Origin of the sequence: Tardiphaga sp. 866_E4_N1_4 (assembly GCF_052076075.1) — a bacterium.
GTDB classification, from domain to species: domain Bacteria; phylum Pseudomonadota; class Alphaproteobacteria; order Rhizobiales; family Xanthobacteraceae; genus Tardiphaga; species Tardiphaga robiniae.
Genome location: NZ_CP197242.1, coordinates 4,686,844 through 4,701,024, shown reverse-complemented (window position 1 = coordinate 4,701,024; position 14,181 = coordinate 4,686,844). Strand labels below are relative to the sequence as shown.

At 58.6% G+C, this 14,181-nt stretch carries 14 protein-coding genes; 8 read left to right on the top strand and 6 right to left on the bottom strand.

Annotated elements, in window-relative coordinates; all coding sequences use genetic code 11:
- Positions 1-18 precede the first annotated feature (18 nt).
- Positions 19-726, bottom strand: a complete 708-nt coding sequence (locus tag AB8B20_RS22715; protein ID WP_120286896.1) for a nitroreductase — start codon at positions 724-726, stop codon at positions 19-21.
- Positions 727-820: 94 nt separating this feature from the next.
- Here AB8B20_RS22715 and AB8B20_RS22710 point away from each other — a divergent pair, with 94 nt between their 5' ends.
- The 3 genes from AB8B20_RS22710 (at position 821) to AB8B20_RS22700 (ending at position 4,135) form a co-directional block, all read left to right on the top strand.
- The gene (locus tag AB8B20_RS22710; RefSeq protein ID WP_439073498.1) at positions 821-1,813 is read left to right on the top strand and encodes a LysR family transcriptional regulator; all 993 of its coding nucleotides are present in this window, start codon (positions 821-823) and stop codon (positions 1,811-1,813) included.
- A 327-nt stretch (positions 1,814-2,140) separates the two neighbouring features.
- Positions 2,141-3,157 carry an adenosine deaminase gene (locus tag AB8B20_RS22705; protein WP_120286886.1) on the top strand — a complete coding sequence of 339 codons (1,017 nt, stop codon included), beginning with the start codon at positions 2,141-2,143 and terminating at the stop codon, positions 3,155-3,157.
- 120 nt (positions 3,158-3,277) lie between these two features.
- The gene (locus AB8B20_RS22700) at positions 3,278-4,135 is read left to right on the top strand and encodes an enhanced serine sensitivity protein SseB C-terminal domain-containing protein (protein WP_439073499.1); all 858 of its coding nucleotides are present in this window, start codon (positions 3,278-3,280) and stop codon (positions 4,133-4,135) included.
- A 1,366-nt stretch (positions 4,136-5,501) separates the two neighbouring features.
- Here AB8B20_RS22700 and AB8B20_RS22695 read toward each other — a convergent pair.
- On the bottom strand, positions 5,502-5,795 hold the full coding sequence (locus AB8B20_RS22695; RefSeq protein WP_439073500.1) for an HdeA/HdeB family chaperone: 294 nt from the start codon (positions 5,793-5,795) through the stop codon (positions 5,502-5,504).
- Between the two features lie 26 nt (positions 5,796-5,821).
- Positions 5,822-6,112, bottom strand: coding sequence for an HdeA/HdeB family chaperone (locus tag AB8B20_RS22690; RefSeq protein WP_120286890.1), 291 nt, complete (start codon positions 6,110-6,112; stop codon positions 5,822-5,824).
- Between the two features lie 646 nt (positions 6,113-6,758).
- On the opposite strand from AB8B20_RS22690, the gene AB8B20_RS22685 reads away from it, so the two are divergent.
- The 3 genes from AB8B20_RS22685 to AB8B20_RS22675 all read left to right on the top strand — a co-directional run bounded on the left by AB8B20_RS22685 (position 6,759) and on the right by AB8B20_RS22675 (position 9,231).
- On the top strand, positions 6,759-7,022 hold the full coding sequence (locus AB8B20_RS22685) for a hypothetical protein (RefSeq protein WP_439073501.1): 264 nt from the start codon (positions 6,759-6,761) through the stop codon (positions 7,020-7,022).
- Positions 7,023-7,271: 249 nt separating this feature from the next.
- A complete protein-coding gene (locus AB8B20_RS22680) occupies positions 7,272-8,021 on the top strand; it encodes an outer membrane beta-barrel protein (RefSeq protein WP_120286898.1) in 750 nt (249 codons plus the stop codon).
- Positions 8,022-8,895: 874 nt separating this feature from the next.
- Positions 8,896-9,231, top strand: a complete 336-nt coding sequence (locus AB8B20_RS22675) for a hypothetical protein (RefSeq protein ID WP_439073502.1) — start codon at positions 8,896-8,898, stop codon at positions 9,229-9,231.
- A gap of 493 nt (positions 9,232-9,724) precedes the next feature.
- On the opposite strand, the gene AB8B20_RS22670 is transcribed toward AB8B20_RS22675, so the two are convergent.
- From AB8B20_RS22670 to AB8B20_RS22660, 3 genes are all read right to left on the bottom strand, one after another.
- Positions 9,725-9,988 carry a ribbon-helix-helix domain-containing protein gene (locus AB8B20_RS22670; RefSeq protein WP_120286894.1) on the bottom strand — a complete coding sequence of 88 codons (264 nt, stop codon included), beginning with the start codon at positions 9,986-9,988 and terminating at the stop codon, positions 9,725-9,727.
- A gap of 304 nt (positions 9,989-10,292) precedes the next feature.
- Entirely contained in the window at positions 10,293-10,949 is a 657-nt protein-coding gene (gene scpB, locus AB8B20_RS22665; RefSeq protein WP_120286895.1) for an SMC-Scp complex subunit ScpB, read from the bottom strand.
- 1 nt (position 10,950) lies between these two features.
- Complete coding sequence (locus tag AB8B20_RS22660) at positions 10,951-11,889, bottom strand: DUF1403 family protein (protein ID WP_439073503.1); 939 nt, start codon at positions 11,887-11,889, stop codon at positions 10,951-10,953.
- Positions 11,890-12,431: 542 nt separating this feature from the next.
- Here AB8B20_RS22660 and AB8B20_RS22655 point away from each other — a divergent pair.
- Together AB8B20_RS22655 and AB8B20_RS22650 are read left to right on the top strand one after the other, a co-directional pair.
- Positions 12,432-12,968 (top strand): hypothetical protein, encoded by a 537-nt coding sequence (locus AB8B20_RS22655; protein WP_147421593.1) that lies wholly within the window; start codon positions 12,432-12,434, stop codon positions 12,966-12,968.
- Positions 12,969-13,156: 188 nt separating this feature from the next.
- Positions 13,157-14,170 carry a tyrosine-type recombinase/integrase gene (locus AB8B20_RS22650; protein ID WP_120287934.1) on the top strand — a complete coding sequence of 338 codons (1,014 nt, stop codon included), beginning with the start codon at positions 13,157-13,159 and terminating at the stop codon, positions 14,168-14,170.
- Positions 14,171-14,181 lie beyond the last annotated feature (11 nt).

Sequence of the window (14,181 nt, the reverse complement as noted above, 5' to 3'; positions counted from 1 at the left end):
CCTCTCCCTGAAACCAACTCAGAATCCGTAAAACGATGCGATGTCATCGACAGGCGCCTTCGGCATATGGGGACGTCGCAGCGACCATTCGGGATCGCCGAAGCCCATCGCCATGCCACAGATGACCATTTCCTGAGGTGCTAGCGGGAGCTTGTTCCGAATAACCGCGTGGTAGCGGGAGAAGAACTCCTGCGGGCATGTCTCGAGGCCTCGCGCGCGGGCCGCCAACATCACATTCTGAATGAACATTCCGAGATCGAGCCAACTGCCCCTTTCGAGGCGGCGATCGATCGTAAAGATCAGGCCGACCGGCGCATCGAAGAAGCGATAGTTCCGGGCAGTTTGCGCGGCGCGAGCGGCCTGGTCCTCGACCGAGATTCCCAGCGCGCCATAGAAGACGGCGCCGAACTCGCGACGACGCGATGCGAACGGCTCGGGCAACTCTGTCGGCAGATAGTTGTATTCAGCTTGATGGAGACCAGCCTCAGTCTCGTGCGCAGCTCCAAGAGCTTCGACTAAGGACGACTTGGTCTGGCCTGTCAGAAGATGCACGTGCCAAGGTTGCAGATTTGCTCCCGTGCCGGCATGGCCTGCCACCTCCACGATCTGCCTAACTGTCGCAAGATCCACAGGGCGGTCCATAAAGTATCGGTTAGCAAATCGACCGCGGATGACGCCATCTACGGTAGCGACGGTGCCTGAGAGTGCTCTGGATCCTTCGGTCATTGCGTTTCCACCTGTCTTTGAAGGTTGATCATTATCCCGGAGTGCCGTTTCGGGAAGTGCAATGTTGACAAAGTCAAAATGCATGCGATGCATTATGCTCAATCTAGCAACAAGCCGGATCGGACCTTCAATCGTGGGAAGTTTGGACCTCAATCTTCTGACCGTCTTCGATGCCGTCATGCGAGAACGAAACGTGCTTCGGGCGGGACAGGCGATCGGCCTTAGTCCGTCGGCCGTCAGTCACGCATTGTCGCGCCTTCGCGCTCATTTGAACGACGATCTGTTCGTCCGCACAGCAGCCGGAATGGTACCGACCGTGCGCGCAACCGAAATGGCCCCGCTGATACGCGATGCCCTCGTGTCTGCCGAACGGGCGATAGGGCCGCCGGAGTTCGAACCTCAGAGCTCGGCTCGCCAATTCTGCATCGCGGCTACGGACTACATGACCGCGGTTGTCGTCCCGCATTTCCTGCGCACGCTAATGGCTATGGCGCCTGGTGTTGGATTGACGATCCTCCCCGCGACGAGGATCGACCTCACTGCACAGATCGACGTGGGACGAGTGGACGTGGCTCTCGGCTCGTTCCTGGACATACCCCACCGCCTGCATGTTCAGACCCTGTTCGAAGAGCGTGACGTTCTCATTGTCGCTCCTGACCATCCCCTTGCAAACCGACGCCTTACCGTTAAGCAGCTTTCCGCGCTCCCGCTTTTCGTTGTCGCACCTGGGGGCGTGGAGGACGGGCCGATCTCCGAGCGTGGCCTGATCCGTCGCACTGAGATGTTTGATGGCTCGGTGCTGGCAGCAGAGTTCGCAAAGATCGGCACAACGCCGAAGCTGAAGGTGGTCCAGCCGCACTTCCTTGCACTACCCGCACTGCTGGAAGGATCCTTAGCAGCAGCGATTGTTCCTGCCACGTTAGCGGAGGTGTTTCGCAAAGCTGGCTTCGTCGCGGTCTTAGAGTTTCCTTGGCGGGCGACACCAACGCCAGTTCGAATGGTGTGGCATGACCGGTTGGATCATGATCCAGCCCAGCTATGGCTGCGATCACAGCTCCAAAATGCGGCGCAGGCAGCGAGCACATAGCCGGAGAGCTAAACCGAGCTGAAGGTCGTGCCTGTCCGCATCGAGGACTGAGCACACAATCGCATGATGTGGTGCCGAAACAGAGATTCTCCGTTCGAATGTTATGCAGTATTTCGAATAGCAAGATCGTTCGACGTCTTGCTTCGCGCCATGCGCGCCATCTGAGATTAAGCTTCCTTAGAGAGGGCGAAGGGCGGCCTGTTGAAAGATAACCGTAAGATCATCCAGCCAACAGTCCCGCCCCGCTCCGCTGTGGCTTGCTTTCGCCCGCCCAGACAGCCTATTCAGACTTACTGACCTCCCGGTTCCAAAATACTGAGCTTCACTATGATAGATATCGATGCCTTCGTCCGGAATATGCCCAAGACAGACCTGCACATTCACCTGGAAGGTAGCATCGAGCCCGAGTTGATGGTTGCGTTGGCTGCCCGCAATGGTGTCAAGCTCCGCTGGGACACGCCGGATGCGCTGCGCCGCGCCTACGAGTTCCAAAATCTTCAAACGTTCCTCGACCTGTATTTCGAGGGATGCAAGGTCATTGTCACCGAGGCAGATTTTTACGACGTGACCCAAGCATATTTGCATCGGGCGCACGAGGATGGCGTAATCCGCGCTGAGCTGTTCGTTGGCCCGCAAAGCTTCACCGAGCGTGGGACGCCGATTGAGGCTTTAATGTCCGGAATTTTGCGCGCCATAAATGAGGCCCGAGAGAAGTTCGGTATGAGCGTCGGCTTGATGATCAGCGTACACCGTCACCGCACCGAAGCGGATGCGATCATCGTTCTGGATCAGATTACGCCCTGGAAGGACAGCATCATCGCCGTCGGCATGGGCGGCGCGGAGGTTGGCAACCCGCCTTCCAAATTTGCTCGCTTCTTCAAGATTGCTCGCGAACGGGGTTTTCGAACGACTGTCCACGCCGGCGAGGAGGGACCTGCCGATTATGTGCGTGAGGCACTCGAACTTTTGCAGGTGGACCGCATCGACCATGGCAATGCCTGCCTCGCTGATCCCGATCTCGTAAGGGATTTGGTGGAACGCCGTATTCCGCTTACGGTCTGCCCGCTTTCCAACTTGAGGCTTCGGGTTGTCGCGGATCTGGCTCAGCACCCTATCAAAGCTATGATGGAGGCTGGGCTGCACGTCACAATCAACTCTGACGACCCACCGTATTTTGGGGGTTATGTAACTGAGAATCTTTTGGCGTGCCAAACCGCGCTTGACATGTCCCCGCAGGAGATCGTGCACTTGGCCCGCAATGGACTGGAAGCCGCCTTCGTATCGGACGATGAGCGCGAGATATTACTGCAGCGATTAGCTGGCTATGTTGCGACATACGGCTAAATTGCCGAACCAGTCGCAAGTATAAGTAACGCAGGCTCGATGCGAACAAGTTTGCCCAGCTTGCGACAAGGCGACACCGGGTGAGCTAGCGCGACGCCGTTGGGCGCTTGGGAGTCGATCATGAGCTCCGCAGAGCGCGTGAACCTGCGGATTGATCCGGAAGACACATCGTTTCCGGACCAACCGAATTCCATGGCATCCATGTTCCAGCCTGAGAACGACATCGAGCGTGTGTTGATGCGGGCAGCGAAAGAGCCGGCCGAACGGCCGGGCTTTGACCGTGCCATCATAGACGCCGAGATCTTCGTTGTATTGCTTCCCGAAGCCGGCACCCTCGTGCCGGACGTAAACGGTCGTGCCGTTCTTCCGGAGAGGGCCAGGTTGGCGACGGCAACAGTTACGCGTGGAGATGAGCAGTTGTTGCCATTCTTCACGGCAGCATCGCGCGCGCGCGTCATCTTCAGTGGCGATCACATCGTCGCGCCCGATGTCACGCGTAACTTCTTCAAGCGGAATCCGGACAGGGCTTTCGTGCTCAATCCGGGGTCCGATTACGGCAAGGAATTCACGCGCAGCGAAGCAGGGCGTTTGCTGGCCGGTCATTTCGGTGAAGGTGGCGAAACCATCGTCATCGATAATCCGCAGGATGTCCTGCTCGGCCGGCCGAAGCAGGCTCCCGAGGCCTTGATCGCGGCGCTCGGCCGCGAACTCGGCGCGCTCAAGACCGTGCAGGGCGCATGGTTGCTGCAGGCGCAGCATGCCGGCGAAAACCAGCCGAGCTGGATGCTCGGCGTCGATCACAATGGCGATTGGCGCGACGTCCAAGGCGCTCTCAGTCGCGCGGTACGCGGCGACATTCTCAGGGGCCGCTTCCTTGATGCGGTCTCGATCAACGAAAGTTCTCTCGAGGCGGATCTCCGGGCCGGGATTCCGCTCATCGATCGGAAACGCGGCTTCTTCAGCAAACTATTCCGCTAGGTCCGGTTATTTCGCCGTTCGAATGTTATGGAATGTCGGAAGCTGCGACGGTGTACGAAGGCGACCGTCGGCAAACTTCTTTGCAAAGGCTGGATCCGGCCATTGGCGCTAGCCGAAAATCCAACGCGGCCGGGGCAGAATTGGCGGGGGCATTACCGGCTTCAGCTCTCCGCATTGACGGGCCACATCGCGCGGCGAACGTGGCGCCCTACGTCTGCGCGCGAGGCCGGCGCCTCCGGCGTTACGTCACCTGCGACTAGGAGACATTCCTTTCTAGGTCAACGGAACCTTTGGCATTCATCTTAGGGTCGGCTGCGCTGGAGGCGGTTGCGGCCAACTCTCGGTCTCCACAAATAGGAGTCTGACATGCATTCCAGAAAGGGTGATTCGGTGAAGTCTGCAACGTTGCGGGGCTTGTTGCCGGAGTCCTGTTAGGGCTTGCTGGCGTCACTCCTGGGTCCGGCGCCTGCTATGGCGGTTGTGTATTGCCAATATGTTGGGTATTCGCCGAGTTGCATCGCGAGGGCCGGCGTCGCGCTCAGGCCCCGGCCGGTGGCGCGCGCTGCAGTCCGTCCTAACGCAGGCGGCAACGGCAAACTCGATTGCCCGTCATGTGGGCGGTCCGGAACAGCGCCGTAGGTCTTCCAAGCTGGTTTAGCCACGGCTACTGTAGGAGTCAGTGTCCTTCAGCGCGCTTGCCCATCAGGCGGATGTCGGGACCGGAAAACTGGTCTACAAGAATAGTTCAACTTAGCGCTAAAGCGTGGATTCAAGACGGTTAGAGGCGCTCGTTCCGACCCAGTGAGGCCACCCCGCATTTCGGCGGAGTTGAACGGTGTCATGACAATCTGTGTTTCCTGTGCGTTCAATATGTTCTAGTAGAGGTCTGTCAAAGACTCCGTTCCTTCTGAGATTGACGCCATGTTGCCCGTCCGGGACGCAGAGTGGCTCCGCAAGGAAAGCGAAGAATGCCTAGCGCAAGCTGACGAAGCCATTAGCCCATTTTCAAGGGCTCAATGGCTGCTTTTCTCTGATGAGTGGATGGATCTCGCGGACGTGGCCGAAGCCTCTGCGGCCGCAATAAGCCTTGGCGATCGCTTAGGGAGTGCGGAGTTTAAGACGAGGGCTGATAGCATAAAACACTCGGGGGCAACGCCCACTTTTAAAGTCCGCTCCGCGCACTGAGAGTGTCATGAGACGTCACTTGACGTAAAGTGTCAGCTCGCCGTCTGGCTCGACGGGCGCCGTCATGAGGTCGTCCCGTCCGCGTCGCTCACGATGGCGGTCCCTATTGTTGCACTCTCGATGCGACGGACCCCCAGTATCTCGATGGGCAGCGCGGCCATCATCAGCTAATTCGGAGTGCTTATCGCCAGTTCTTTCGCATCGCATTCATAACGGTGTTGCTCTTGTTTGTTTTGCAGTACTCTGTGACAACCTTAGCGTTCCGTTTGACGTACCGCAGATCCAACTCGTTGAGGTTCTTGGTTGCGCTGAAATAACCGCTCATCCACCAGCCCACCAGCGCTTGGCGTTCCGCATCCATCTTTAAAAATTGCCCGCAAGTGACCTGCGAAAGGTCGATCGTAACCTGCGCGTTGGCCGGCAAAAGTCCGACGCTCATTAACACGACCAAACATGACACAATGAGCCTATACATACTCTCACCGTCCTTGGTTATGATTGCTATCGGCTTATCGACTGCTGAAGTCCCGACATAACTGTTTGGCTTGGATGGGAAGCGCACCAAGACTTTAGGTTCGCGACATTCCTGGTATATGCATCCAGGTCCACGTAGACATAGCCGGACTTCTGATTGAACCAGCCACTCATCCATGCCGAGACGACAGCTGAGTCTGAGGCTGACAGCGCCATGTACTGCGCGCAGCTAACGCGGGCCATGTCCACGGTTACTTGAGCGTGCGTCGTTGATGACAAAAGTATACCGACGAGGGGAAAGTAGGCCAGCTTCCTCATGATGGGCTCCTTGATGCGAGCACTTTCGCGGGTTCGCCGGGCCAAGTGTTGATCTACCTCAATAGTCGGCGCAACATTTCATATGCAAATGAGCCATCGGCCCGACCGGATATCGATGGAGAAGTATTATGTTCAGATCAGCAGCATTAGTTCTGCTTGGGTTATCGATCGCGTCTTCTGCATATGGCATGACACCGACGCCCGTCCCTCGACCAGACGCTATGGTGCACGAGATCGCGGTCGGATGCGGCCCCGGCCGAACGCGAATAGACGGTATATGCGTAGCGCGGACGACGGTCCGCCAAACTCGGCGCGCGGTTCGCAGATGTGTGCGATGGCAGGCCGGCGTCTGCGCTGCCTACCAGTAAGACCCTCGACCCGCGTATTACGACCGCGAAGGGATTCGCTGCGTCTAAGCGTGGGCCACAGACTGCCCTTGCAATGGGCGTTTGCGGCGTGCAGACGCGTGGTTCTCATCTGCGCAACTGCTTGGAAGTCGCGTGTGGATACCCGGTTGCTCGCGGGTTTGCGGCCGACGACTTCATAGTAAGACGCTCATTTGAGGTCAGGTCGGCGCAACCGGACGCCCTTTTCGCGAGAAAATGCGGTGGTCAACCAGAGCTTTGCTACGCCGTGTGGACCAAAAATGACTTACATTTGGTATGTCACATTTGAAGTGCCAATGAGCGGCACATTGGTACGCCGGCGAAATCCCCGACTAAGCAAGATCTTCAAAACCGAGGCGGAAGCGAAGGCGTTTGCGCGCCAGAAGTTTGACGCAGGGCTGATCGTGACCGCAGGCACTATCAATCCTTATCGTCCGCGAGCGGCAATTCCGTCGGACAAGATTTCTATATGGTTTGAAGCGAGCCACGCGATCGATCAGTCAGAGAACGACACGCCGACCTAGAACCCCGGTCGAATGCCCCGTGCTATTGGGGCCTTCAGTCCTGCGACCCGATAGGCAGTCCAGTCCTGCGGACTGCGTCTGGTTGGTAGTCAGAACCCCAGCTTAACGGCAGGATGAGCCGCAGTGCAAAATCATCCGGCAGTAGTAAATTGTCTTGAGTGTTGCCATTCTGGCACGCGTCATCCAATCCGCGACGCCTATGTTGCTCAAATAGTGACCCATTCTTCTCAAGAAGTGAGGATGCAGATCATGAAAAGGCACTTGCTAGCTACTATTGGACTAGTTGGGATGTCAGTACCGGCTATTGCTGCTGATCTTCCTGTTCGAGCATACAAAGCACCACCTGTTGTCGCGGCCGCCGTTTATGACTGGACAGGTTTCTATATCGGCATAAATGGCGGCTGGGGATCTAGTCGCAACTGCTGGGGTATTGTCCCATTGGCTGGTGCAACGATCGCAGACGGCTGTGCCGACCGCTCGGGAGGGGTTTTTGGTGGTCAGGTCGGTTATCGTTGGCAGTCTGGCCAATTTGTCTTCGGCCTCGAAGGTCAAGGCGATTGGGCGGATCTCACGGGATCCAGCGTTAGTACACTCAACCCTGTCTATTCGACGGGCGTCAAAGTGGATGCGCTTGGCCTCATCACGGGCCAGATTGGTTATGCTTGGAATGCCTCCCTATTTTACCTGAAAGGCGGCGCTGCGACCGCAAGAAGCCGGCTGGACGTATGGAATACGGCGAGCGGCATCAACGTGGCGTCGGCTAGCGCAACTCGATGGGGCGGCGTCGTTGGTATCGGATGGGAATATGGCTTCGCGCCAAACTGGTCCTTCGGTATCGAATACGATCGTCTCTTCATGGGGGATGCAAATAACTCGTTCTCGGTGCCCAATCCCATTCTAGCCGGTGCAGCTAACCGGATTGGACAAGACGTCGATCTAGTCACGCTACGCATAAATTATCGCTTCGGCGGCCCGGGTAGTGTGGTTGCCAAGTACTGACTAGTCGACGCATCAACGCGTGAAGGACCGGCCACTGTCCGGCCCTTCACAGCAGTGAATTTGCGACAATGAGTTACATAGCGTTTACTTGCGACAGACCTGCGCGCACCATTGCAAATGGTGGAATCGCGGATGCGTAGGGAAACGGACCCCGGCGACTTCGATTTCCGCTGGGCCAAGTGTAAGATTTTTTACTTGGCTTGAAGCAAGTCATGGGACTGGACAGTCAGATGAGAACGGCGTTGCGACTTAGCGGGGATAAAACGGCGGCTGGAGAGCCGCCGTTTCTTCAATCGAGCTTACCGACACACCTGCACTAAGCCATCCGACGCAACATAAAGCGCGCCAGGAGTACAATAAGGACCGCTAGCAGGGCCTTCCTGGTAAGCCGCCCGGGCAGAGAGAGGACCACCGTAGTATCCGGTACCTACGGAAGGACCGCTGCCCCCTCCCCAAGGCTGATTGGCGGCAACGGCTGCTGCTGTGCCAACGGCGGCAACACCGACTCCCGCGCGCACAACACCTCCGCCATACCCGTATGCAGCCCGCCGGTTTTGTCGGCGCGCAACTCCAGCGACGCTTACGGGCGTCAGTGGCCGACCAACCCTTGCCTCCGCCTTATCGACTAAGAGCGATACGCCGCGTTGCTCAGACCAGCTGAATGAGAACAAGGCGGCACACACAAAGGTCGCGATCGCAACCGAAACCTTAATCAGATTTGCCTGCTTCATGGGTTTCTCCATCACCGCTGCCCGCCCCATGATGAAGCACATTCCTCGCCCGGGAAAATTGCTTGATCTAGATCAACGTAATCTCCGCTGCAAAATTAAGGATTGAAGAGGGGACGAGCACAACGGAGGAAGAAGGCATGAGAATGACTCTGCGAACAATGGTTATTGCTGCTGCAAGCCTGGCTTCTGCGACGCTGCTGTCGCCGGGCTGGACTGAGCAAAGTGGCTTATCACTGACAGTTAGTCAGGCGGAGGCACAGACCCGCGTCTACATCAGGAGAGGTTATCTCGGAAGCCACTACTACACTGCGGCCGGGCTGCCTTGGTACGCCGTGAGGGCCTACCATTATGATGGGCCATGGAGCGGCCCCGGATTCAGCTATGCGAGCTGGAGCGACTACGCTGCGCGCAATGGTATCGGCTGTACGCCGGGCACTGCGATCAAGGGCGGCGATGGCATTATGTATAATTGCCAGTAAAGCCGAGGTTGCTGGACTGGGTGAGATCATCCACTCAGTCGAGCAAACTTGCGCTTCGGGGACGGTTTGGCCGCGCGTTGCGGACTCTCACAATTATGGATCCTCTATGCCTGCCAACCATCAGTAAAACATCCCGCGTATAGATTGTCTTTGCTGAGCAGGTTCTAGGTCGGCTGTTATGTCCGGCAGGCGTGCAGGGGTCAAACCCGAGCGTCAGGAATGCCATTGTGGTGACGTAGGTGCAGGGTGCGCCGGGCCGGACGCCCGCCGACCGGAGCCGATCAAGTCTCGGCGCAGATGCCGATCACATCGCGGCCGATCTCTCGCCGAACAACCGAGCGAGCTTGCCAAAGCTGATCGGCCGGAAATAGCCCACGTGCAGCAGCATGCATCTCGCTCGCCGACAGCGCGCTGTCCGGCTCGATCAGACGGTGCGTGGAATGTGCAATGCGTCTTGACCTAGCCTTACATATTCATGGATGACCTTTTGGAGCTACCGCCTGAGTTCGTTAACAAGGTGCGCTTGCGGATTGGGCGGTGGAATTTGATCGCGATAGTGTGCAAGAACTTGAAGCCGAATTGCCGACGACAGATTTCCCTGATCCCTATTGCGGTCGATCTCGCTCACCAGATCGGACATTGTGATGCTGCGGGCATCCGCGATCTCTCTGATGCCGCTCCAGAACGCCTCTTCCAAGCTGACGCTCGTCTTGTGACCGCCGACGACGATTGACCTTTTGGCTACCGGAGACTTCATCTGACGCTCCCTGGCTTTTCTCACTCAATGGTAGGTGGCTTAAGAATCTACCCCTATAGCAGATTGGCTTTCAACAACTCCTTCGTCTGCATGGGGACGCGCCACACGTGTCGCGGAGAGGCGCTGCCTAGCGACGGTGATGTATTCCAGCGCCCCCATTGTTCTTCCTGGCATTTTTCAGGATGTGGGGTGCAGCGCAAAAGCCGTTTCCGAACGGTCTGAAGCGTCGCTTGCAGCAGGACCGCGAGTCTGGGTCAGCAGCAAGATAAAACCGAAATCAGTCTGGCTCCGAATTTGAGCAGCACTAATGCTCGTCCTGGTCGTTGCCATAGATCACTTCACTTATGTCCGTCGCGAACAACCTGTCTTTGCTGAGCAGACCGGCATCCTCGAGCGCCTCGATGTCCGGGAGGTCGCGCAAGGTATCGAACCCGAACTGCGCCAGGAACGCCTTGGTCGTCACATAGGTGTACGGCGCGCCGGGCTGCGGCGCCCGCGGCCCGTGGTCGATCAAATCAAGTCTGCGCAGATGCCCGATGACGTCGCGGCTGATCTCCCTGCCGAAGAACTTCCCGAGCTCGCTGCGGGTGATCGGCTGGAAATATCCCACGCACAGGAGCACCTGCATCTCGCTCTCCGACAGCCCGCCGCCTGGGTCCCCTGCCCCGGTCGCGGTGCGGATCGCATCGGCGAACTGTTTGCGGGTGCGGTGCTGCCAGCCGCCGGCGACGGCGACGAGCTCATAGGGTCGGCCGCGCAGTTCGGCCTGAATGTCGTCGATGATCAGATCGAGATTGCAGTCGGCCCCGACGACCTTCGCCAGCATGGCGCGGGTGACCGGCTCGCGCGACGCGAAGATCACCGCTTCGACCCGGCCCATCCATTCGCGCCAGCGCAGCGCACTCGGCAGATCCGTCAGCGTGGTGTCCAGCGTGACTTTGGCTTTGGCGGGGCGTCCCATCTTACAGCCCGTACAGTCTGAACGTGGGTCGCCCGGTCAGTTCGCGCACGACGCCGAGCGATACCAACCGTTCGAACAGCCGGCGGCTGGAGCGATCGCTGGTCTGCCCTCCCCGCGCCGGCTGCGCATCCTCGCTGAGTAAGGTCGCCACCATGGTGTCGGCATCCCGGCCGCGCAGTTTTGGCGCCGCGGCAAGCAAGCGATCGGCGCGGTGTCCGAGCTCGGCATAGCGATCCCATGCGGCCGCCGCGGCGCGCGCATAAGCCAGGCTGCAGGTCTGCATCCAGCCTTGATCATCGCCGTTAGTTGCCGCCCGGCGCAGACCATGTCCGGTGAGATGCGCCGCCAGCAGCGGCACCGGCGCCGGCCAGCTGAGGTGATGCGCGAGCACGGCATCAGCCAGCCACAGCGCCAGCGGCCGGCAGTCCGGTCGCAGCCGCAGGCTCATCGCCGCCGTCGCCGCGGCGGCCTGCACCGGATTGCCGCCGCCGATGCACTGCGCAAGCGCATATGCGATCGCCTCCTGCAGCGCTTCGTCGTCGCGGTAAGCCAGCAGCGCCGGCAGCATGGTCGGCCACGTGTCCTTCAGCGTGAGCGCCTTGCTGGTCCCGAGGCGGCGCCAGGCGCCGAGCACGTGGCCTGCGGGACCCGGATCATCGCTGCTCTGGCGCAGATACCAGTGATCCCGCAGCATCGCTTCGTCTTCGCTGCGACCGCCCTGCCCGGCCAGCCTGGTTGCGCATGTCAGCGCGAGGCGCTGGCGCCACAACGCGCCGAGCAGATGCTCATCGCGGGCGATCGGGTGCAGCGCCGCCAGCGCTGCGCCGGCCACAAACGGGGCATCGTCCGCGCGGCCCGGGACTTCGCGCAGCCGCGCCCAGCCCGGCATCGGCGGGAAGCGGCGGGGCGGTGCGGGAATCGTTCGAGCACGGGATGGCATGCCGCAGCGTAGGTCGGCGCGGCGCTTTGCGCCATAAAATCCGCCGAAACCGCCCCAGGTTATGGTTAATAAAAACGAACGATAATGTTGCCTTATCGTTCATTGAAAGCTTTGGAAGCGTTGAAGCGGCACAGTCGTCAGTCGTTACGGATGGATCACTCTTTCCGAATCTATGCGCGGCATTTATGCGCTCGCAATTTGGCGCTGGTCTTCGCCCCTCAGGGCATCGCTCAGCGTGACACTGGGTGACGTTTCATAAGTCGATCGACCAAGTATTTGGGTTGAGCTTACTAGTGGCAACGGAACCGCCCGAGCGGCCGTAAATTCCGAAGCGGATCTAAGACTGATTAGAACAACGCCATATCGGCCTCGCTCTTTGAGAGGAAGTCGAAGAAGCGGCGATGCGGTTTATGTGGATCTAACCTGGTTTGTCGCTGTCCAACGACAGAGGGGCACTGAATAAAAAGAGAGGGGCATCTTGCCCCCGTTTATCCAACGGGGTACAAAGGGGGCAATTCGCCCCCTTGTACTTTGGAATGCCCATGATTGTTCTGACACGCGAACAGCACTGCCTCCTAGCCGGTATCGACGTTGAGACATTCAAGTCAATGAAGAAACGCGGACAGCTACCAACCGCCGATTACGCCAAAACGCCCGAAGGTGATCGTGGTTACACGCCGACGTCGACACTTATGTTACTCATAGCGATCGACCTATTTTACGCCTGCGGCCTCTCCCGCGACAGCGCTGCTATCATTGCAAACGCAGGCAATTATGCACATCGCAATTGGCCTGCAATCGCAAGCTCCAGCCTGTTGATAGCTCAAGGCAAGCCCGTCGAAAACCCGGTCATGTGCGGTCTGGTGGAAAGGACGAAGCACAAAGCCGAAGCCGCCCGACAGTATGCCCTCTCCCACAATCGTCACCTATCCGCCTTTTGCGGAACCGTTAGCGATCTGGCTCGCCTCGCTCCCATAGGGCGGATGGTTTGCACCAATGTCTCGGAGATCGTCGCACGCATGCGGCTGGCCGCTGAGCGCGCAAACATCGATCTCGAACAATTCTGGCGCGAGGGCTAATCGCATGCGCCGGCCAACCATCCGTAAAACCGACATTGACGCTGCCACGGCGTCGTTGCTGGCCCGCGGCCTTAAGCCAACGGCTATAGATTTCTTGCCCTCTGGCGGTATCCGCTTCCATTTCGGAGCAAGCGCAAAGCAAGCGGACGAGGATCTCGACCGTGAGCTTGCCGAGTTCGAGGCTCAGCATGGTGCAAGTTAACCTGAAGGGCCTCGTCAAAGTCAAAGCTAAGGGCAACACGTACTGGTACGCGTGGCGCGGCGGCCCTCGTCTGCGCGGCGAACCAGGATCGCCAGAATTCATGGCGTCATACAATGAGGCAGTCGAAGATCGACGCACTCCTGACAAGAACCGCTTCCGCTTCGTCGTGGCTGACTACAAAAGCAGCAAGGACTACAAGAAGCTTGCTCAATCTACCCGCGATCAGTGGGGCAAGTGGCTGGATCGGATATCGATCCACTTTGGCGAACTGCGCACAAAACAGTTTGACCGCCCGGAAAAGATTCGTCCGGTGATCCGACAATGGCGGAACAAATGGGCTGACACACCCCGCACGGCTGATTACGGCATGCAGGTGCTCTCTCGCGTTTGCGCCCATGCTGTCGAACGTGGAAGCGTCGCCGGCAACCCGTGCGAGGGCATCAAGCGTCTTTACAGCAACGACCGTTCGGAGATCATCTGGACCGACGCCGACGTTGCGCAGATTAAGAGAAGCTGTTCGCCCGAGATTGCGCACGCGATCGACTTGGCTGGTCATACAGGTCTTCGTCTAAGCGACCTGATGCGGTTGGCGTGGTCGCACGTCGGTGAAGATGCGATCGTTCTGACAACAGGGAAAAGCCGGCATCGCCGCGAGGCGATCATACCTCTTTACGATGGCTTGAGCGAGGTACTGGCCCGCATTCCGAAGCGAGCGACCACTATACTGACAAATAGCCGCAGCCGTCCTTGGTCCGCTGACGGCTTCGGTAGTTCTTTCAACAAGGCAAAAATCGACGCCAAGATGGCTGGGCAAGATCTCCACTTCAACGATCTGCGTGGCACCGCGGCTACCAAATTTTACGTCGCCGGCTTCACCATGCGCGAGATCGCGGAGACGCTCGCCTGGGAAGAGGAATCCGTCGAAAAGATCATCCGACGCTACGTGGGTCGCGCCGCAGCGATGAAGGCGCGCATTAGGAAATTGGAGGCCAGACAATGAACAAACTTTGC